Here is a 20,992-nt window from a genome sequence, read left to right as displayed (position 1 = left end):
CTCTACGCCCGCGCGCCGCGACGCACAGCGCCATGTCCGCGCAAACGCGGACCGCAGGACGCTATCTCGCCGTGACATGACATGTGCCGCAGACCCCCGAGGTCGACCAACCGTACCCGCGTGCTCAATCGTCGTATGTGATCGTAGTCTCAGAAGGTTGCGATGGAAACCCGGCGCAATTTTGGTGGCCGGCCCGTGCTCGGGTCGCCTTCACGGTGTCTTCAGCGGTGCGCGGGCTTAGCCCTTGCCGGTCTTCTGTTTGGCGGCCTTGGCATAGGCTTCACTGAAATAGGTGAGGAATATGTCCAGCATGCCGTTCTCGTGCGCTTCCTCCTTGGCCCGCCAGGTCGCGACCAGCGCGTCCCAGGCGCGCGTTTTCTTCGAGGCAAAGGAGGATGGCGGCAGTTTTTTCGCAATCGCCTCGGGCGACAGATCGTCAAGCAACCGCGACAGCGCTGCCTGCATGGCGGCGAAGGTGGCGAATTCATGTGTTTTGAGGTCGTGGAAAGCGTCTTCGATGCTGTGCCTGGCATCGAGATAGCCGGCCCTGCGCCGCGCGAACATGATGTCGAGGATTTCGTCTGTCCCGGGCACGAACTTTAGCGGATTGTTGTCGGCGGAATTGATCATGGTCCGGTCGCTGGTCTTGGCCAGGACTTTTGCAGCGGCGCGCGCCTTCAACAGCAACACCAGCTCGTCGACGACGATGCGCAGCACCGCGCCGATCTCGCCGGCTACCTCCTGCGGTTGGCGCAGCAAAAGCACCTCTGGCGGAATGCCGGCGCCGGCGGCAATCGCGCGCAGGATCTCGTCGGCTTGCTGCGGCCGGCTGGAGACCGAAGCGGGTGGCGCGGTCGGTGACCGTGGCGATGCGACATGGTCTGGAAAGGATCCGGCAACGGGCATCTGCCGTTGCGTCGAACCATGGCCACCGAAGGCTGGGTTCCCGTCATCGATCGACACCGAGACGATATAGCGGCCGATCCGGAGCCGGTCACCTTGCGCCAACCGATGCGGGCCGGTCAGGCGCTGGCTCGACCCGTTGACGAATGTGCCGTTGCGCGAGACGTCGTGGAGAAAAAAGGCGCCGCCTTCGTAGCGGATTTCGCAATGTCGGCCGGAGATGAACTTGTCCGGATCGGGCAAGGTCCAGGCGCAGTTCTCCCGCCCGATCTCGAAGCCGCGGTCGCGCGATGCGTAGCCGGGCGGCAGCCCGGCAGGCAGGACATCGACATTGCTGATCTGCAGACTGATGAACATGCGCTATGGACCGTCGACCGCTGCCGTTTCCATTGATCCGATGTGCCACAGTCTAGCAGCTTGCGGGCACAGCGGGAGAGCGGCGTTTCACACTGGCGAAAGCGGCGCAAACAGCAACGGCCTGCCGCTTGTCCTCTTTGGTCTGCCATAGAACATGTGGTAGGCTCAACATGGCTTGGGTGGCAAGTTGCGAAATGTCCCTGAACGTGAGGTCGTTAACACAAGAAGGGCTTCGAACCTGCCACACTAGCGCTCAGGAGGGGCACGACCCATGCCGAGTGAACAACGCGCCGCGCTTGTGCAGACGCCGGTCGGCGCCGAACTGTTGACTTTCACGCATCTCGTCGGCCGCGACGAGATCAGCCGCTGCCTTGCCTACACCGTTGGATTTGTTTCGACCAATGCCGATATCGACCCGCTGAAGATGCTGGGCGGCGCCGTTTCGATCGAAGGCGAGGCCGACCCCAAGCGCTGGTTCAGCGGCCTCATCGCCGAGTTTCGCCTTACCCGCATCGAAGATCGGCTGGCTCACTATGAGGCGGTCGTCAGGCCGTGGCTGTGGTTCCTCGGCAATACCACCGACTGCCGCATTTTCCAGGACAAGACCGCCGTCGAGATCGTGGAGGAGATTTTCTCTAAATATGGCGGCATCGCCAAGTTCGAAAAGCGCTTGCAAGGCTCCTGTCCGCCGCGCGAATATTGCGTGCAATATGACGAGAGCGACCTCGATTTCGTGCAGCGGCTGCTCGAGCACGAAGGCATAATGTACTTCTTCGAGCATGCCGAGGGCGAGCACACGCTGATCCTGGCCGACGCCATGAGCAAGCTGAAGCCAGCGCCGGGCTATGAGACGGTGCTCTATCAGTTCGAAGGGCAGGGCTCGCGCCGCGACGTCGAGTACATCACCGACTGGATTCCAGGCAGCGCGGTGCGCCCCGGCGCCTATGCCCACACCGACTATGACTTCGAAAAACCCGCCGCCGATTTGATGGCGAAGTCGGCGCAGCCCTTCGGCCACAAGCAGGCCGCCGGCGAGAATTATCGCCACCCCGGCGCGCATCTGGAAGTCGGGCGCGGCGACAGCCTGGCGGCGATCAGGCGCGAAGAAATCCAGGCGCCACACCTGCGCATTGCCGCCGTCGGCACGGTGCGCGGCCTGTTTTCCGGCTGCACCTTCAAGCTCGACGGCTTTCCGCGCGACGACCAGAACAAGGAGCATCTGGTGATCAGCGCCGAGTACCGGCTGTTCGATCCGGGCTATCGCGCCGGCGTCGACACCGATGGCGAGAATTTCAAGGTGGTGCTCGGTGTGGCGCCGACCTCAGTTGCTTATCGGCCGCCGCGCATCACGCCAAGGCCGATCATGCGCGGCCCGCAGACGGCGACCGTGGTCGGTCCGTCCGGCGAGGAGATCTTCACCGACAAATATGCCAGGGTGAAGGTGCAGTTCCACTGGGACCGCCTCGGCAAGAAGGACCAGAAGAGCTCCTGCTTCGTGCGGGTGTCGCAGACCTGGGCAGGCAGCGGCTGGGGCTTCATCCAGATCCCGCGCATCGGGCAGGAAGTCATCGTCGATTTCATCGAAGGCAATCCCGACCTGCCGATCATCACCGGCAGGGTCTACAACGCCTCGCAGATGCCGCCCTACGGGCTGCCGGGCAACGCCACGCAATCGGGCTGGAAGTCCAACTCGTCGAAGGGCGGTGGCGGCTACAACGAGCTGATGTTCGAGGACAAGGCCGGCTCCGAACTGGTCAACTTCCAGGCGCAGAAGGACCACCACCTTCTGATCAAGCACGACCGCAACAAGACGGTGCAGCACGACCAGTCCGACCGCATCGACCACGACGCCAAGCACTCCGTCGGCCACAACCTCGACGAGGACGTCGGCAACAACAAGACGGTCAAGGTCGGTGTCGACCAGACGACCGATATTGGCAGCAATGATACAGAGACGGTGGGGACGAACCGGTCGCTGACGGTGGGCTCGAACGAAACGATCAGCATCGGTTCGAACTCGACCGAGACGATCGGCGCCAATCACACGCAGACCGTGGCGATCGTGCAGACGATCACGGTAGGCGCGGCTCGCATCGACAGCGTCGGCGCCTCCGAGACTCGGACCGTGGGGGCGGTGCAAACCAACACGATCGGCGCATCGCGCTCTGTGACGGTTGGCATCAGCCAGAGCCATTCCATTGGCGCCGGAGATTCCTGGAGCATTGGGGCAGGACAAGACATCAGTATCGGTGCCGGACAGACTGTTGCGATCGGCGCATCGCAAGCGACCAGTGTAGGCGCCTCGCGCAGTGCCACCATTGCCTCCAATGATGCCACCGACATTGGTGGCGGTCATATGCTCAAGATCGCCAAGGGCAGCAAGATCGATGTGGGCGAGAGCGGCGTCATCGATGTCGGCAACAATTTTACGCTTGATGCCAAGGAATCCATCACGCTCAAGTCTGGAAGCGCGCAGATTGTGATGAAGAAGGATGGCACGATCATCATCGAGGGCAAGGATATCACCGTCAAGGGCTCGGGCAAGATCAACATCAAGGCCTCAAGCGACGTGATTATCAAGGGCTCGAAGATCAACGAGAACTGAGGACGACGATGAGCAAGCTCAAGGCGAAGATCGACGGCGTTGTGATCGGTGCCTTTCTGGGATTTGGGGAAGACGCACCACTGGTCGTTTTTCCTGGCAATCCTGAGAAGACGGCGTTGCCTGCTCGCAGTCTGTGCGAACTGTCATCTGACATGATCGGCTGCGACGTGGCCTTGCTGTTTCAGGAAGGCAATCCACGCAAGCCGCTCATTGTCGGACGCATTGTCGAGCCAAGCCGCCCCAAGACTGACCCACACGTTGTCCGCGACGGACAGCGAGTACGGATCACCGCCGATGACCATTTGGAACTGAGGTGTGGCAAGGCGACGATTCTGATGCAAGCGGACGGCCGCATCACAATTCGTGGCACTCACATCACTAGTCACGCCAGCGGCGCGCAGCGCATTCGTGGCGGCTCTATCAATCTCAACTGATGGCGTCGGCAGGCGAACAGCTCTTCGTCCCGGCGCGACGCGTCGCGGTGGACGCTGTGCGCCAGCACGTCGAGCAGGCCGCATTTCTCTGGGCTCAGCGTGACAACTGGGGCCAGGAGGATCCGACGGACGAGACGGTGATCGGCGAGATCAGTCAACGCATCGAGATCAATCTGGATGGTCTGCGGATCGCCGGCGCGGCCGCGTGGCCGGCAGCCGAACGACAGCTCGACGATTTTCCCGACAAGGGCGAGTTTTTCGTCGTCGGCTGGATGGCGATCGAGCAGGGCGACGCCACGCGCATCGACCAGACCGTGGCGGCGGCAAAGGAGCTGGACGAGCGGCGCGGCCTTGTCGGCGCCCTGGCCTGGCACCAGCCGCCGAAGATCGGTCACCTCGTGCACGACTGGCTGGTCGCGCCGGACGCGTTCAAGCGCTATTTGGCGGTGGGCGCCTGCCTTGAGCACGGCGTCGACCCCAGGCAACTGCTCGCGCGTCTGGTCAAAGACGCCGACGCGCCGGCGCGCGCCTTCGCCTTGCGTCTTGCCGGCCGACTCAAGCGAGCGGACCTCGCGCGCGAGATGGCAGCAGCGCTGGAGTCGGACGACGAGATCGTGCGGCTATGGGCCGGATGGGCGCTGACACAACTAGGCTCCGGCGACTTGGCGCGGGTCGAGTTGCGCAAAGCCGCTGTCGCCGGCGGACCCGACGCGCTGATTGCCTTGCGGGCCGCGATTACGGCCGGCCCGGAGAAAGACGTGCGCGCCTGGATGGGTGGGCTGATGAAGTCCGTCGCCACCGCGCCGCTCGCGGTGCGCGGTATCGGCATGCTGGGCGACCGCTCGATTCTGCCCTGGTTGATCGAGCGGATGAACGAGCCCTACGTCGCCGTCGCCGCATGCGCGGCTTTTCTGGAGCTTTTTCCGGAAGCGCGGGAGGAGACGAAGCTGTTTACGGTCGATCCGACGGATTTGGGACCGGCGTTTGCAGAGTTTTTCGATGATGAGGTGGTGGGCGTCGCTGTCCCGGATCGGGTGGAATCCTGGCGGGCTCAAACCGGGTAGCGTGATCCTAGGGTAGAATCGGATGGCTAAAGAAGTAGCGCTGCCCGGGTTGATACTTTCCTCGCGGATTGCCGTCGAAGAATTCCTCAAGAATGGCCATGATGGCTAGACGGTCTGGACGCCCCAATTCATTAAAGAACGAAGAACAGTTCACGCCCGTATTCGCTTCGAATATCAGCCTGCCACGATAAAACCGCTCGCTCTGCAAATTTCCGTTCTCCGCCTGCGCTAAGATCCGCGTTGCGAGTCTTACGACATCGAACGTTTCGCTTTCGAATATTTTGGTCCCTTGAACCGAACGGGAGAGCGCGTCTCGCAGGGGCGCAGCAAGATTCACGATACGCTGATGCTCGATTTCGGCGCCCCCGCCGCCGAAGATCTCCTTGTTTGCGGCTTGCAGCAAATAGGAGAGCTCACGCAGCGTCTGATCCCCATCCTCTTCGGGATTCGTGCAGCGTCCGTATATTTTTAGCAGCGGGTCGACCGCGCGCAGATCGCAGGACAGCCCGAGCAACAGCGACATATTGTAGCGAACCCACGGTGTGTCGATGCGTTCCTGAAAGACACTCAGCGCTTTCTGTACGTCTTCCCATTTGCCAGCAGACGCGATGATGTTGACGCCCGCCGACCAGATCAAGCTTTCAGTATTGCGCATGAGAATTGGAGCGACGTGGTGCATCTTGGAGAAATCACCCTGTCGGCAAAGCAGATTTATGGCATAAATCCGCTGCCAGTCGGAACCCTGCACGACCGGCTTGACGTCAGTCAGCTCGTTGTCTTCTTCAATGAAGAATCCGAGAGCCAGCGGCCGGAACGGCTGATCGGAAGCGAAATTCTCTTGTGTCAAACGCCAATCCTCAATGTCAGATCAGGCTGCCGGTTCCGGTCTCAAGATCGCTCTGCAGATCCTCGATCTCGTCGCATTCGGGGCCACCCATCATATTTGCTGGGACGACATTGTTCGGGTCGTTGCATCCGCCAGCCTGTTTCGGTGTCATATGATTCCGTGACGTGCCGCTCACCGCTGGTTTTCCGGTTCTCGCTGACCAAACTGCGTCGATGCGCATCTTCTTTGTATGTCCAAAATCCTTTGCGCATAACCCTGATGTCGTCAGAACATCGCCAGGATTGTCCGGGTCCGGATGTCGTTTACCTGGCGGTATCTCGAAATGGATGGCGCAACCACTCGTCTCATTGGGATGGACGTTGTTGCAGCCAGCCCCTCCGGCGCGACTGTTCGCTCGTGCCGCGCTTTTCGCCATCACGAAATCCTTGAATTTCCCCTCCATTGCGGTCTTGTTTGCGCCTGGCGGCAGCCGATCGACGCGTGATTGCCAGAATTCCGTTGATGTGACTGCCTTGTAAGGCTTCTTGGGCGTTTCAGTGCTGTCCGGATCGCGCTGCCACTCATGCAACGCATCGCCGCAGCAAGGGCAAACACCGACGTCAATGGCATACTGCGAATCGGCGAGGTTCTGCATTTCCAACGACACAAGCGGTGCGGTCGTGGTCGCCGCCGAAGCGTGGTTGCTGGTCGTGATATCGAAATGCCGGCAGACATTCTTGTCTTCGAACTTGACGTCCATGCACCAGGCCTGGAAGAACGTCTTGCCGGTGATCTGATGCGTCACGACGTTGGCGCCAAAGGTACGAGTAGCGGCCTCGTCGCCGAGCACGGATTCCTTGTAGTAGGATTTCTGCGCCAGGGCGGCGCCCTCGCCGCCGATCTTCACGGTGCTGGAGCCAGACTTCAAATTGTTGGAAAACGACGTATCCGGATAAGGGATTGGAATCGGGCCGGCCGGCGGCGAAGGCGGCGACATGCACACGTCGGGAAACCGCGCAATGGACTTATTCATGCCGTTCTCGGCGGCGATCTCCCACATTCCGGCAAAGACGTTCTTGGTCATCGTCGCCTCCTATGCCGAAACGATCGCCGCGGCCCGCCCGCCGAAAGCCATCGAGCTCCCATGTAGCGCCGCCAATTCGCCAGGGGCGTAACCGCGGTTGAAAGCTTGCTCCGCCCATGCAAGCTGGATCAGCCCCGCGGCCGCCCCGGTGTCGCCGATGCAGTCGGCGGCGTGCCACACCGGTTGTTCCGGCCGCGACTGGCGCATGTTGCGCATCTGCGCGATGACGAGTTCCTCGAAGGCATAGGATTCACCCGCCACATCACTGAGGCGGAAGGCCACCTCGTGCATTTCGGTGCGCGCCTCGGCGAGCGCCGCCTTCAAGGCTCCTGCCAGTCCGTTGGCACGGAAAGGCTCCTCGCTGATCGCCGTCGCCGTCTCCTCGCCAAGCCCCAGGCCACGAATCGCGACATGGCGCGGCGTCAGCGGACGGTGGCTGACGACCGCCAGGCATGCGGCCTCGCCGGGGATCAGCCCGTCCGTCGTCACGCTCGTCTTCAGCCGCATATGGCGGTCGAGCCAGGCCAGCGTGCGCGCGTCGATGAGGCTGTCGATCGCGAGGACAATGCATGCCGGAGCGCCTTCGTCGAGCATCTTGCGCGCCTGCATCAGCGCCGCGAAGGCGGATGTCTGGCCCGCCGCGATATGCGCCGTGCGCCGCTCGGTCACCGCCGATCCATCGGGAAAACGCAGGTCGGAGAACATGCCGTTCAGCCGAGCGCCGGGCGTTTCCTTCTCGCGGGTGCACAGGATCAGCGGCATCTGGGCCCAAGGCAGTGCCGCACCGATGTCGGGCTCGATGTGCTCCAGCACCAGACGCGCAAGCATGCGCAGCCGCTCACGCCCGCGTCTGGACGGCGCGATGGCGTCAACGCGCGCACCGCGAATCGGCAACGCCATGCGGTCGCGATAGTCGAGTTCCTCGAACGCCGCGATGCCGGCCCGCAGCGCCGCGCAGGTCGCGGCGGCGCTGTAGCCGACCGGCGAAACGAGGCTGACGCAGCTGACGACCGTCATCGGCGTCGGCCTCGCAGCTTGGAGAGCGCGGCGACCGCCTCGCCAAGGCCGGCGTAGTGCGGCTTGACCGCGGGCTGTTCAAGCGGCGATCCCACCTGCACCTGCTGCAACCTCACGAATTTGCGTGGCAGCTTCACTGTCGCGCGCCCGACCAGCACGATCTTGCCTTCGTGCGGGATCAGATTGAGCGTATCCGGCTGCACGACCTTGTGCTCCGTGTGATCGTCGTACATGAATCTCACGGGCGTACCAAGCGTCGGCACCTTGACCTTGAACCGGCCCGACCCGTTCATATTCATGCACCCGAAGATCGTTCCCTCGCTGAGCTTCTCCACCCATTGGTCTTGCGGCGCGGCCTGAAAATACCGGTCGTCGAAATCCTGCGGGAGGAATGGCAGCACGTTGTCCATCCAGTGCTTGTCATAGGTGCCGGCATACTGGGCCCGTTCCTTAGCGAAGCGTGGTACCGGGCCGAAGCCGATGGGGCGCGGCCGGTCGTTCCAGATGCGCATTCGCGATTGCGGGTGCTCGACACAGGGCAGAGGTGTGCCGTCAATGTTGCCCTGGCCGGCAAGATAGCCGCTGCCGATCGGGTTGATTGCGTCGCTGCGTTGTTTCGCTGGATCAGGATCGGATCGGTCGGTGCCGCCGAATGCGAGATGCCATGCCAATGGCATTGAGATGAAAGGGGTCGGTCGCGAGGCCTGGATGCCGAGCCCACCTCTGAACCAGCGCCTTTGCCCGGTGACCACCGCGCGCTTGTCCAGTCCCGGCCCAACCAGGCGCACTTCGATCGCCTCAACCTGCCTCCCTCCCGGGGCGACGGCCATGGCGTCGAGCAGAACCTCGCATTTCGGTTTGACGGGGGCAAAGTCGGTCTCGACGCGAATGGAGGTGACTTCCGGATCGCCGTAGTGGGTATCGGCGTAGACGAAGGGTGACTGCGTCGTGCTGGGCGTGCAGTTGCCTTGCTCATCGACATCGTATGTCGCGCGAACGACCGCGACGCAGAACTTCACGCAATGCTTGTCCTGATAGGGAAAAGTCTCGGCGAGAAACGGGGTGGTGTTCTGGCTGACGAACATCAGAGTTGCGCTCCCATCAACTCGTCTCCCAACTGCCGGCGAGGATTGTCTCCAGTGTCGCCTGTGGCGATTGCGGATCGATGTCGAAAATGTCGGAGTGCGCCGTCCACATCACCATGTCGGCGATTAGTTCCTCGCCCGGCTCAGCAGGCCGCACAGGCAGTCCGCCGAGCGCTGCGTTGAGTTCGTCGGGCGTCAGCTCGCCACGCTGGGCGGCGGTGGCGGCCTCCTCGATTCGGGCAAACCATGCCTCGGCATGCGTCAGCGCGACAGGCGCTTCGGGTAGCAGGGCAACGACGCTCAAGGGGAATTTCCGGCCCACCTTGTCGGCGCTCTGCAGGATGATGCCCGCCGACGCGCCGAAGGAGTTCGGGCCGGCCAGAAACCGCAGCGCCGTGGCCGGCGGCCAGATGTCCTGGCCAAACAGCGGCACCAGATGCTGCGCCAGCCAGCGGTCCCACAGGCGCAGGAACTCCCCCGTCAGCCGCCGGCTGACGAAGTCGCCGGTGGCGGGCATTTTGCCGTAGAAGCCAGGCAGGATCAGATCTGCGGCGGACATGAGAATTTCTTGAACATCTGGAGGTTGTAGGGATTTTCGACGCTCGCCGCCTTGAGCTTGAAATCGGCGTACATGCCTTTCGTCCCCAGCCGCAGGCTGTAGACATCGGACAGCGACGTCCCGGTGAAGCGGCCGCCGCGCAGCATCCTCAGCCACGCCCAGCTGCCCGTCTCGTTGAGCATGATTTCGGGCGAGCCGTCGATCGGCTGGAAGGCGAGCGAGATGACGCCGGTGCCATCCTTGCCGGGCCAGGTCATCGGCTGCGGCCGCGTCGCATTGTTGAAATAGACCAGGTTCTGGCCATCGAGGTTGAGCGTGACGCGGGTCACGTTGGGCGACAGGTCGGTCGGCTCGAGCGTGAAGGCCATCACCGGGCCTTGACCGCCGGGAAAGAGATCGTCGCGGATGCGCCGCGCCTGCTCGAAGGCGGCAAGTGCGGACGGGTCGAGGCCGAAATCGGCACGCCATTTCCACGGCTGCGCCGAGGTGTCGACATAGCTGATCAGATGGTCGTTGATGAAGCCGTCGATCATCCCTGCCGGCCCAAACAAGCGGGCGAAGTCGCGCACGTTGACGTCGACGGCACTGTCGGGGCTGAACGGATAGCGGTCGTTGAGCGCGGCCTGGCAGAAGGGCAGGATGTCGGCGCGCCAGATGGCGTTGAGCTCGGAGGCCACGGCCTTCTGCGTCAACCCGCTGGTGTCGCCGGCAATGCCGCTCAGCCAGGTGTTGACCGGGTCGGGCAGGATTTGCGCCTGGCGGGCGACGGCGCCGGTCAGTTCGGCAAGCCCGCCCTGTTTCTTGATCGCGTCCTGCGGGTCGGGATTGGCGGTCACCGTCTGCAGCACGTTGGACAGCGCCGTCAGCGCGACGACCGCGGCATCGAGCGCCGGCGGCTGGCCGTCGACCTCGGCAATCGTGCTCTTGAGCGGCTTGAAGTGTTCGGCCACCAGCGTGCCGGTCAGGTCGACTTCGCTCGCCGAGCCTGCCCGCGGCAGCAGCTTGGCGCCGGTCTTGACGATCTTGCCCAGTTTGCCGAGTTTGCCCAGCAGTTTCGAGCCGCCCTTCGCCGCCGCCTTGTCGTCGGTCGGCGCCTCGTCCGAGCGGGTGAGGTCGACCTCCTGGACCACCGCCGTCAACAGCCGCTTGAGCGCGGAATCGGCGCTGGAAAGGTCCTTCAGATTCTCGCTGGCAATGTTGAGGTCGCTGAGCGGCGCCAGCCGCATGTCGCGCAGGAAACTGTCCCACTGCGCGATGTAATCGTCATAGTAGAGCTTCAGGATATCTTCCGACAGTGCCGACACCGAGGTCTCGGAATTTTCCGAGCAACCGCCGGCAAACACCGCGCGGTCGAGTGCCGCCTGGGCGGCGACATCCTCGACCCGGTCGAGGATCGCGTCGTGGAAGCCGTCATAGGTGAAGGCGCCTGATATGCCGACGCGCAGCGTCTTGTCGGAGCGTCGCGAAAATACCTTGGCGCCATTCGGCCCGGCGAAATTGGCGGGGATCCATTCCTTCAATCCGGCCACCGCCGGATCGGCCAGCAATTGCTTGTAGGCCCGCGCCGGCAGCGAGATCGTGCAGACCGTTTTCAGCGCTTCGGCGACCAGCGCCTGGTCGGGCGCGATGTAGCTGTCGTCGACCGCAATGCGCCGGATCGCGGCCAACTGGTGTTCTTCGGCATCGGCGGTCGGGAAGGGCGCGGCCGGCGCGAATTCGGGCAGGTCGTTCACCCACCAATTCTCGACGAAGTCGGAGTCCATCTGAGACAGACCGGTCATCATGCGGTAGGTCTTGAGTGCGCCCAGCATGAAGTCCGGATCGCGGATCTGCCGCCACATGGTCGCTTCCAGCAACGCCACCATGCGCGGCTCCAGCACGTTGCGCAGAGCGTGGTCATAGGTGTCGGTCTGCGCCCGCATCATCTCGGCCGAAGCCGATGGTCCGAGCAGGTCCTGTGCCTTGTTCGGAGGCGCAGTCCTGGCATTGGCGACTTCGTCCATGGCGTTGAGGGCAACGCCCATAGCCGGCTGCAGCACCGAGGCGGGCGTCGCGGCGGCCGACGTCAGCGGCGCCTGCAGTGCTTCGAACTGGCCGGCTTGCGCGGCGATGGCGTTGCGGTTGTCGTAGTAGGACCAGGTGAACAGGCCGCCGGCGAGTATGGCCGCAGCCGCGCAGGCAGCGGCGGCACCGCGCCAGATCCAGCTGCGGCGGCGCTGCGCCAGCGGATCGAAGGTGCCGAGCCCGGCCTCCGTGAAGATCACCTCGGTCAAAAGGTTCTTGAGGAAGAAGCTGCGCTTCTCGAAACGCTGCGCCGGCATCGAGCGTCGTGCCGGCAGGCCGAAGGAGGAGGCGAGCGCCGCGGTCAGCCGGTCGATTGGCGCGCCTTCCTGGGTGGCCGAGGTCAGATAGAGGCCGCGCAGCCAGGCTGCCTCCTCGTAGCGGCTCTCGCCGAACATCGCCTCGACAAGCACCTGGATCGGCTCGGACAGGCTTTGCAGCTGTGCGGGAAAGCGGAAGATCTCGGCCCGTTCGGCCAGCTTGTCCTCGTCTTCCAGCCGCGGCACCAGTCGCTTTTCCAGCTCCCTCGACAGCGTCGTGATTTCGCCCGCGATCGTCTTGGCGTCGACGCGTGCATCGAGCGGGAAGGTCGTCCCCCATACCTGTTCGCGCGCCGCCGTCGACAGGCCGCCGAAGAAGGCCTCGAAGCCTCTGATCAGATCGGCCTTGGTCAGCATGAGATAGACCGGCAGGCGGATTTCCAGCCGCTCTTCGAGCTCGGCCAGGCGCCTGCGGATCTTGCGGCCATGCGCCTTGACGGCTTCGTCGCCCTCGGACAGCGCGTCGATCCCAAGCGCAACGATGACGCCGTTCAGCGCCCGGCGGCCACGGTGCTTCTTCAACAGGTCGAGGAAGCCCAGCCATTCCACGGCGTCGACATCGGGCTGGCTTTCCTGCTGGACATAGCGGCCGGCGGTGTCGATCATCACTGCGGTTTCGGAGAAGAACCAGTCGCAGTTACGCGTACCGCCGATGCCCTGCAGATCGTCGGTCAGGTCGATCGGAAAGTTGAGGCCGGACTGGCGCAAGGCCGTCGTCTTGCCGGTCGCCGGCGGGCCGACGATCACATACCACGGCATCTCGCGCAGGAACTTGCGGCCGCCGAGCTTGCGGCGCTTCAACTCGACCATGACGTCCTGGAACTTGGCGCCGACCGCGGCGACGTTTTCCTCGCCCGGGCTGAGCCGCTTTTCCTCGACCGGGGCGGAAATCTCGGCGACGAACATGCGGTTGGCGCGGATTGCCCGGCGCTGCGCGACGATCAGCCAGATCAGCCAGAAGATCACCAAAAGAGCGATGATGACGATGCGCACCGTCTCCGACGCCATCGGCACATAGTCGCCGACCCGTACGATCGGGCCGAACACCCAGATGATCAGCGACAGCAGCGCCAGGCCGATCAGCGTCCACAGGAAACGCGAAGTCAGGACCGCCCAGAGGAAGCGCAGGATGAACATGTCACAGCCTCTTTTCGACCAGCACTTCGACGCGGCGGTTCAAGGCCCGGCCTTCGCGTGTGCCGTCGTCGGCCACCGGATCGGTGGCGGCCCGGCCTTCGGAGCGCACGCGCTCCTTCGGCACGCCGTTCTGAATCAGGATATCGGCAATTTCCGCGGCGCGGGCTTCCGACAGCCGCTGGTTGGTGGACAGTGGGTTGGTCTTTTGCAAGGGAACGCCGTCGGTGTGGCCGACCACGGTGATATCGCCGATCAGCTCCTGGTTCTCGAGGATCACCCTGGCGACCGAGGCGATGAGCGGATCGAAGCCGTCTGTCAGCTGCGCGCGCGACGACTGGAAGAGTTCGGGATTGGAGGCCTGGATGACCAGCCGCGCCAGCGACACGCTCTCCGTGCCGCTCAGCGCTCTCTTGAGCTCGTCCGGCGCCGCCGCCTGGAATTCCGGCAGCAGCGCGAAATCCACGGCCACCGGCGGCGGCGCGTCGACCTTCGGCGAAGCGCGGGTGACATCCGTACGCGTCGGCGGCGGCAAGGCGCGAACCAGCGCCGAAAGCTCGACCGCCTGGCTGCTCAGGCTCATCGACAGGCCGATATGGATGGCGGTGGCGATCACCGCCGCCGCCGCAACCATCACCCAGATCGGCACGATGAAGCGCTGCGGTTCGTCGGAGGCGATCACGCCCTTCCAGTTGGGCGACAGCGGTGCGCCTTCGGCGTCGCTGTCGCGCAGGAAACGCGCGGCCGCCACACGCACCGCATTGAGCGAACGGTCGCCGGAGCGGCCAGGCACGCGATATTTGCCGCGGAAGCCGAGCGCCATGCAATGATATTGCAACTCCAGCATTTCGCGGTCGCGATTGGGATGGCGTTCAAGCTCTTCGAGCCGGGCGAAGAACTGCGCGCCGGCATCGACGTCGCCGCGCAGCATCACCACCAGCGGCTGGCGTGGCCAGGCGCTGGCTCCGCCCCACGGCGTATTCAGCGCCAGATCGTCGAGCAACGCAGCCACCAGCCATGCCGCCTGGTCGGCTCGCTCGAGCGAGGAGCCCTGCACCATCGTGGCGTCGCGGCAGCGCACGAGTTCCTCCAGCAGCCTGGTGCGCAGGGCTTCCGGGTTCTCCGGCGGCTGCGCGTTTTCCAGTTCGGGTGCAAACTCCAGCAGCGGCGAGAACGCATTGACGAGCACGTTCGGATGCGCGCGCGCGGAGCGCTTCGCGGTGACGCCCGACGCCGGCAGCGGCATGGCGCGCGGCGTCGGCGCTCCGCTCAGGCGGATGCGCGTCCGCTCCCGATCCTCGGACAGTCCGAACGGATCGTCCCTGCTCATCATCTCACCTGTTGACCGAGTAGCAGTCGACCTGCGGTTCGCTGGGCAGCACGCCCGAAACGCCGATCACAAAACCCGGCGCTTCGAGCAGCGAGGCCCAGTGCTCGCTTTTCTGGTCCAGTTCGAGACACAGCCGGTCGCCGTCATAGGGAATTTCGCGCGGCTGCGAATGAAGGGGCTTCAGCGGAATGCCGGGCAGGCGTGATTTCCACAGCCCTTCGAATTCGCTGGCCGAGCCGACCGTCGCCTGGTTGACGAAAATCTTGCGCAAGGCATCCTCCGACAGTTCGGAGCCGATCCGCACCACGATGCGGCTCGCCACCAGAAGTTTCGGGTTGTCGATGCGGATCTTCCACACATTGGTGGCATGCCGCATGACCGGCAGGGCGCGCGATTTCGGCTCGATGTAGCGCAGGCTGAGGATCAGCGAACGCAGCGCGTCGGCCAGCGCCGAATAGGCCGGGCCTGGCGCCATGTGGTCGTAAACAGGCAGTTCGCCGAGCCGCCTTGCGCTCGAGCCATAGGTCGCCATCGAGCCGGCTAAGCCAGCCAGCTCCATATAGACCTCGGCTGGATGGAAGACATCCTGCACCAGCATGTGCGCCAGCCGCGGCCGCGCGGCGTTGACCAAATTGAGGATCAGAAGATCCTCGACGCTGCGCCCGGGGCCGCCCAGCACCATCTTGCCATGCGCCTCGGCGATCTGGTCGAGGCCGGTGACCACTTCCTGCAGCAGCCGGCTGTACCAGGACGCCGCGCCGATGACCAAGGTCGGCGGCAGGAAGGTGTCATCCAGGGCCACGCCGCCATCGGCGCGCACGCCCTTGAGTTCGGCCACCGGCAGCGCGGTGTAGCCGCCGACGGCCGTGCCCGGCGCCAGCAACAGCGCCTGCGGCCGTGCGATCTCGATTTCCTCGGGATCGGAGCCGCCATGCACGGCGTCGCGCACCGACACGATCCGGCCGCGATAGCGCGCGCCGGACGGCTCGGCGTGAGCGGGGTCGAAGCCGACGCCGCCTGGCGGTTCGAGCGGCAGCGCTATCAGCACCGGTCCAGCGCCCATCTCCGGCGTCACCGCCAGCGGCCGCGGCGCATCCATCGTCTCGGGGATCGCGAACGGCGTCCCGTCTGGAAAGATGCCGCGTGCCGAGAGCACCGAGATCTGGCCGGCATCGAGCTGTGCCTGATCGAGCATCAGCGTTCGAAAGCCGAACGTATGCAGATGCCCGGCCTGCAAGGCGCCGCGCACCGTCGCTTCGAAGAAGCGGTCCTGTTGCTGGAAATGCTGGGTGCGAAGGAAAAGCCCCTCCGACCACAGCACCCTGTTTGCATCGCTCATGCCGGCACTCTCTGCTTCCTGCTCATCACCTTGGCGCGGCTTTGCGGACCCGCCGCCGCTAGGCGGAAATGCCGCCGCTGCCGAGCTTCACATTGACGGTGAACTTCGATCCCGGCGACACCGACTTGGTCGTGCGCCAGTTGCGTCCGGTGGGTTCCCTGATCAGCGCGACGAAGCCGAGTGCGGCCACTTCCGGTTCGACCGTGATGGTCTTCGATGCGGTCTTGCCGGGTCCGACCGATATCGTATCGGAGCCGATGAGATCGCCGCCAAGTGCCGCGCCGGCGCCGCCCTGCAGGGCGAAGTAATCGGCCGAATTGAAGGCGCCGGTGCTCTTCAGCCGTAAGACCATTACCGTTACCGGCCTGTCGCCGCCGCCCGGTCCCGGGTTCATGCCGGCCCCACCGGCCAAATTGACCGTTATGACGGACGGTTTAGGCGGGCCGCTCTGGCAAGCCGTCAGCAGTCCCGTAGCCCCGATGGCCAGAATGAATTCGCGTCTGTCGATCATGTCTCAGTCCTCCTCATATGCATCACGAAAATCAGCGCCGATCTCGCCCAGAAAACGCGTCTCGGCGCTGTGAGCGATTTCACGGTGGCGTTTCTGGTACAATTCCCAGAGCTTGGCGCCGCGCCCGCCGGTCAGCAGATTGCCGATCGCCGAACTCGACTTCAGTTCCTGCTCGATCGCCGCCGGATCGAAGCGGTCGATCATGCGCTTGAGCGCGCCTTGCACGCCGCGCCAGGCACGAACGTGGTGCTGCGCCAGATCGCGCACCGCGTCCTTGATCGCCGCTTCGGCGCCGAGGAAACCGGGGCTGCGCTCGGCCAGCATGGTCACCAGAGCATCGTCGACCGAAGGCAGGAATTTGAGCGGGTTGACCTCGGACGCGCCAACCACGGTCTGGGCGACGCGGGCGTTGCCCTTCTCTTCGGCGCGCTTGCGCAAAAGTTGCATCAACCCTTCCATCATCAGCCGGTATTCGCGGCCGAACTTCTCCATGTCGGCCACCGGATCGCTGCCGGGAAAATCGGACTCGTCCATGCCCATGCCGCGCAGGAAAGCGGCGCGCAATTCCGCGTCCGCCTGTCCGGTCGACGGCCGCGCAGCAGCTTGCCGGACAGGAGCACGTGGTGGCGGTGGAGGCGGGGTTGGCGGTGGCCGCTGTGGCGATGCCTCGGCCGCGCGGACCGGCAGATCCCAGGGCGCCGGGGCAGGCGAGGGCGCATCCACTGCGCCGCCATCCGTCGCGCCTGCGTCGAGACTGGTGGACTCGGCCGGGCCAAAACCAAACCCGTCATCGTAGGCCGGCGGCTGCTCGGAACTGGATCTGCTCGGCTCTCTCGACAGCGGTGCGGAATCGAGGCCGAAGGGATCGTCGAACAGCGGCTTGCCAACACGCTTGTCGGGGGCGGTCTCGGCCACCGGCGTTGCCACAGGGTCGAGGCTGAACGGATCGTCGAACGCCTGCGAGCTGCGTTCATCGGACCGCGCACGCGCGAATGCGCCGGGCACCGGCTTTTCGAATGGATCGGGCAGGTTGGCAGGGCGTGGCCGTCCCGGCTCTTCTTCCGTGGTGGACGAAAAGAAATCGTCGCCGCCGAGGCTGACCGGCGCCCGCGACGCCGCCGGCTTACTGGCAGGCGCTGAAGGCCTGGAGGCCGGCGCCTCGGTCTTCGCCGTCTGCAAATCGACCCACACCACATAGTCGCCCAGTCGCAGTCGCATGCCGCTTTGCAGGCGCGCGGTATTTCCCGCGCCGAGCGGGCTGGCGGCATCGTCGATGAACAACCCACTGCTGGAGGTATCGGTGACGAAATAGCCGCCCTGCTTGCTGGTGATCTTGCAGTGGGCGCGCGAGACGAACATGTCGGGATCGTTGATCTGCCAGTCGGCGTCGGCGCTGCGGCCGATTACCAGCTCGCCCTCGTCCAGCCGCGCCTGCCGCGTGACTTGCGCGCGTGGTCCCTGTTCGAGAGTCAGAAGCAGGCTCATGCCGCCACCTCTTCCCGCCAGCCGACGATGGTCCGCAACCGCATGTCGTCGGCGTCCCCCTTTTCGACCGGTCGCGCCAGCCAGGTGGTGCGGGCAAGCTGGACGGTGCCGAGCTTCGCCGGCGGCACTGCCTTTGCCGCAAGCACGATCCTGAGATCGACATCGATGGTCTCGCCGATCAGGTCGCGCACCGCCTGCTTCAACAGCTTCAGCCGCTCACCGCCGGGCAGGAAGGCCTTGTAATCGATATAGCTGAGCGCGCCGATGCGCAGCTCGATGCGGCTCTGCCGGCTGAAGCTGCGCGGGCCGATGGTGGCGCTGCGGCCGAGCGTGGCATAGCTGCCGGCAAGCCGCGTCTGCAGCGCCTTGGGGATGGTCATCCAGGCCGCGACGAACTCCTTCAGCACCACCGGCACTTTGAAGGCTTCGGCCAGGAACAGCGTCAGTCGCTCGGGGCCGTCGACTTGGGCAGCGAGCGAGGCGGCCTGGCGAAGTTTTACTGTATCGAGTTCGGCATCCTGCGTGCCCGGCAGCCCGATGCCGGCCATCGCTTCCAGCATGGAACGGACGCGGCCCCCGACACCGCGTTCGACCTGCACAGCCGGATGCGCATCCGCCCAGGCCCGATAGTAGAGCGCGATCATCCTGTGCTGCAGGATATTGACAAAATCGACGAAGGTCGTGTCGCTCGTCTGCCGCGCCTCGGCGCCGGCATACCAGCGTTGCGACAGGCGATCGAGCACCCAGCGCGTCAGATGCAGTGGCATCGGCCCTTCGGGTCCGAGCAGGCCGAGATTGTTGACCGTGACGCGTGCCGGCGACTTGTCCGTCGGCTCGCGGAAATCCACCACGTCCTGCACTGCGAAGGACAGCCGCACATTCTGGCCGAGCCTTGCCGGCTCGCGGTCCGGCCGGCCGGAATGGCCGAACAGGCCGCCTTGCCGTTCGAGCCGGCGCAGCAGTTCGAAAAAGTCGAAACTCTCGGACAGGGTTGCGGCTCGCTCTAGATCAGGTAGCGATTGCCGGGCGTCATCGGCCATGGCACATCCTCCTGTTTCTGGAGCAACCGCGTGCGCGTGCGCACGAACCCGTTAATGCCGGCATGGCGGGCAAACAGCCGCGACAGCAGGCCCGACAGCAGCAGAGTGCTCTGTCCCGCCAGCACCGACTGGTCGACATGCAGCGTCACTTCCGTGCCGCGGCCGAAGCACATCGGCCCTTCGATCGCCAGCCTTTCGATCACCGCGCGCGAGTCGATGCGCACGATCGAGCGTACATTGCGGGCAAGCCCGGGATCGCCGCGTTCGGCATAGAGATCGAGCAGCGCATGCAGCGGATCGACGCCGCGGCCTTCCTTGGCCAGGCTGAGGAAGTTCAGCGCCAGCTGCGAGACCAGCCGCCCGGCCTGGTCGGCGGCGCGCGACTCGCTGTCGGCGCCGGTCGGCAGCGCTGCCGGGATGGCCGGCTGCGGCGAACGCAGCGCGCCGAGCAGCCTGACCGATTCCACCGGGTCGCCCGCTTCCAGCGTCAGCGTTGGCGTGTCGTCGAGGATGGCAAGGTCGCGGTTTGTGCACAGTGCCACGACGTCGACGCGCTTGAGCGGCCGGTTGGCCTGACTGTTGACTGGGCGCGAAACCGCCAGGAAGACGTCGTCGCCGGCATAGGAGGTCCGCGTCACGCCCTGGCGCCGCTCGTCCTCGGTCGGCCGGCGCGGCCGCCGCTCCGTCGAATAGACCCAGCCGCTGCCGCGATTTTGCCCAAGGCTGAAGAGTTCCGGTATCTCCGCGTCGGGTCCCTCGGCATCGGCGTCTTCGACGCGGATGACGCGGTAGATTTCAAAGTCGCGCGCCCGCGTGCGGTCGGCATGCAGCACCTGGCGCGTCTTGCGCTGGTCGAGCTCGACGATGTTGCACTCGCGCTCGAAGAGATTGATGATCGGGGTGGCGAAGAGATCGAAATCCGCCGGCGTCAGATCGGCGAGTTCGGGCACCGGACGCCGGAACAGGAAGATGATTTCGAGCCCGGCCTGGCATTTGCGCACGACCGGCAGCAAGCCGGTGACGCGCCCATAATGGAAGCGCTCGGGCATCATGAAATATTCGCGCAGCAGGCGGTAGCCTTCGAAGGTCGGCCGCGTGCGCGGCATCAGCGCCTCGGCATCGGCAATGCCGACCATCTCCGGCGGCGGTAGCGGCGACAATGGATTGGTCTTGCCTTCCGGTCGAGCGCCGACACCAGAGCAGACTCCGAAGATGGCGTCGAAGATCAGCGGCGCCTTGGTGCGGTTGGCGAAATAGAAGTCGAGCCGGTCGAGCGCCAGTTCGTCGAGCTTGCCTTTGCCGGTCCGCGCCAGCGTGATGCGAAGTGCCGCTTCGCCGGCCTTGCCGGCGATCGGGCCGATGCCGGCGGCGGCAAGCGCGCTGCGGTCCTGGAAATAGCCGACCGAACTGATCGCGATCGGAAACAGCGTCATGTCCTGCGCGGTGGTGAAGGTGCAGCGTGTCGACAGGCCGGCCTGCAGGCTGGAGACCAGCCGCGTGCCGCGCTTGACGACGTGACCGGCAAGCATTGTCTGCACCTGCTGGCCGGGCTTCAGCACCACCATGGCGGTTGCCGGCGCCGGCGTGACGAGATCGGGATAAAGCACGTCGAGGATGCTGCGCGAAAACCGCGAGCGCTCGGCATCCACCTTCAGGCGCGTGCGCGCGGCGAGGAAGGCGACGCCGTCGAGCAGCCGCTCGACGTAGGGGTCGGGACACGGCACCGTATCCAGCGACAAATTGCGGGCAACCGCCGGATGCATGTCGGCGAACTCCGCCGCCAGCCCGCGTATGTGGGACAGTTCCTCCTCGTAATATTCTACGAAGACCCGGTCCAT

General features: G+C 64.7%; 16 protein-coding genes. 3 read left to right on the top strand and 13 right to left on the bottom strand.

All coding sequences use genetic code 11. The features are described from left to right. Nucleotides 1–237: 237 nt before the first annotated feature. The gene (gene tagH, locus NKH35_RS12455) at nt 238–1,260 is read right to left on the bottom strand and encodes a type VI secretion system-associated FHA domain protein TagH (protein ID WP_023692193.1); all 1,023 of its coding nucleotides are present in this window, start codon (nt 1,258–1,260) and stop codon (nt 238–240) included. A 271-nt stretch (nt 1,261–1,531) separates the two neighbouring features. Between tagH (NKH35_RS12455) and NKH35_RS12450 the strand changes: the two genes are divergently transcribed. From NKH35_RS12450 to NKH35_RS12440, 3 genes are read left to right on the top strand one after another with little or no spacing between them, the layout of a single operon-like run. Beyond that, complete coding sequence (locus NKH35_RS12450; protein ID WP_352914723.1) at nt 1,532–3,865, top strand: type VI secretion system Vgr family protein; 2,334 nt, start codon at nt 1,532–1,534, stop codon at nt 3,863–3,865. An 8-nt stretch (nt 3,866–3,873) separates the two neighbouring features. Then, complete coding sequence (locus NKH35_RS12445) at nt 3,874–4,299, top strand: DUF6484 domain-containing protein (protein ID WP_352914722.1); 426 nt, start codon at nt 3,874–3,876, stop codon at nt 4,297–4,299. Further along, nucleotides 4,299–5,363 (top strand): HEAT repeat domain-containing protein, encoded by a 1,065-nt coding sequence (locus NKH35_RS12440; RefSeq protein WP_352914719.1) that lies wholly within the window; start codon nt 4,299–4,301, stop codon nt 5,361–5,363. Before NKH35_RS12445 ends, NKH35_RS12440 begins: the two co-directional genes overlap by 1 nt. Nucleotides 5,364–5,370: 7 nt before the next feature. Here the strand turns inward: NKH35_RS12440 and NKH35_RS12435 are convergent, their stop codons facing one another. The 12 genes from NKH35_RS12435 to tssF are packed head-to-tail and all read right to left on the bottom strand — an operon-like array spanning nt 5,371 to nt 20,992. After that, entirely contained in the window at nt 5,371–6,210 is an 840-nt protein-coding gene (locus tag NKH35_RS12435; protein WP_352914717.1) for a hypothetical protein, read from the bottom strand. Between the two features lie 16 nt (nt 6,211–6,226). Next, a complete protein-coding gene (locus NKH35_RS12430; RefSeq protein ID WP_352914715.1) occupies nt 6,227–7,273 on the bottom strand; it encodes a PAAR-like domain-containing protein in 1,047 nt (348 codons plus the stop codon). A gap of 9 nt (nt 7,274–7,282) precedes the next feature. Then, nucleotides 7,283–8,290, bottom strand: a complete 1,008-nt coding sequence (locus NKH35_RS12425) for a hypothetical protein (RefSeq protein ID WP_352914713.1) — start codon at nt 8,288–8,290, stop codon at nt 7,283–7,285. Next, on the bottom strand, nt 8,287–9,375 hold the full coding sequence (locus NKH35_RS12420) for a DUF2169 family type VI secretion system accessory protein (protein ID WP_352914711.1): 1,089 nt from the start codon (nt 9,373–9,375) through the stop codon (nt 8,287–8,289). The genes NKH35_RS12425 and NKH35_RS12420 overlap by 4 nt, the downstream gene beginning before the upstream one ends. 16 nt (nt 9,376–9,391) lie before the next feature. Beyond that, nucleotides 9,392–9,934, bottom strand: coding sequence for a type VI secretion system-associated protein TagF (tagF, locus tag NKH35_RS12415; protein WP_352914709.1), 543 nt, complete (start codon nt 9,932–9,934; stop codon nt 9,392–9,394). After that, a complete protein-coding gene (gene tssM / locus NKH35_RS12410; RefSeq protein ID WP_352914707.1) occupies nt 9,916–13,452 on the bottom strand; it encodes a type VI secretion system membrane subunit TssM in 3,537 nt (1,178 codons plus the stop codon). Before tssM ends, tagF begins: the two co-directional genes overlap by 19 nt. A 1-nt stretch (nt 13,453) precedes the next feature. After that, nucleotides 13,454–14,779 carry a type IVB secretion system protein IcmH/DotU gene (gene icmH / locus NKH35_RS12405; RefSeq protein WP_352914706.1) on the bottom strand — a complete coding sequence of 442 codons (1,326 nt, stop codon included), beginning with the start codon at nt 14,777–14,779 and terminating at the stop codon, nt 13,454–13,456. A gap of 4 nt (nt 14,780–14,783) precedes the next feature. Continuing rightward, the gene (gene tssK, locus NKH35_RS12400; RefSeq protein ID WP_023751846.1) at nt 14,784–16,118 is read right to left on the bottom strand and encodes a type VI secretion system baseplate subunit TssK; all 1,335 of its coding nucleotides are present in this window, start codon (nt 16,116–16,118) and stop codon (nt 14,784–14,786) included. A 58-nt stretch (nt 16,119–16,176) separates the two neighbouring features. Beyond that, entirely contained in the window at nt 16,177–16,629 is a 453-nt protein-coding gene (tssJ, locus tag NKH35_RS12395) for a type VI secretion system lipoprotein TssJ (protein ID WP_352519182.1), read from the bottom strand. A gap of 3 nt (nt 16,630–16,632) precedes the next feature. Next, nucleotides 16,633–18,114 (bottom strand): type VI secretion system-associated FHA domain protein TagH, encoded by a 1,482-nt coding sequence (tagH, locus tag NKH35_RS12390; protein ID WP_352914703.1) that lies wholly within the window; start codon nt 18,112–18,114, stop codon nt 16,633–16,635. Continuing rightward, nucleotides 18,111–19,154 carry a type VI secretion system baseplate subunit TssG gene (gene tssG / locus NKH35_RS12385; protein ID WP_023673712.1) on the bottom strand — a complete coding sequence of 348 codons (1,044 nt, stop codon included), beginning with the start codon at nt 19,152–19,154 and terminating at the stop codon, nt 18,111–18,113. Before tssG ends, tagH (NKH35_RS12390) begins: the two co-directional genes overlap by 4 nt. Then, the gene (gene tssF / locus NKH35_RS12380; protein WP_352914701.1) at nt 19,118–20,992 is read right to left on the bottom strand and encodes a type VI secretion system baseplate subunit TssF; all 1,875 of its coding nucleotides are present in this window, start codon (nt 20,990–20,992) and stop codon (nt 19,118–19,120) included. The genes tssG and tssF overlap by 37 nt, the downstream gene beginning before the upstream one ends.

This window comes from Mesorhizobium sp. M1143 (genome assembly GCF_040318435.1).
Lineage (GTDB): Bacteria > Pseudomonadota > Alphaproteobacteria > Rhizobiales > Rhizobiaceae > Mesorhizobium.
Note: the sequence above shows the minus strand (reverse complement) of the source record. Positions and strands in the feature narration are given on the sequence as shown.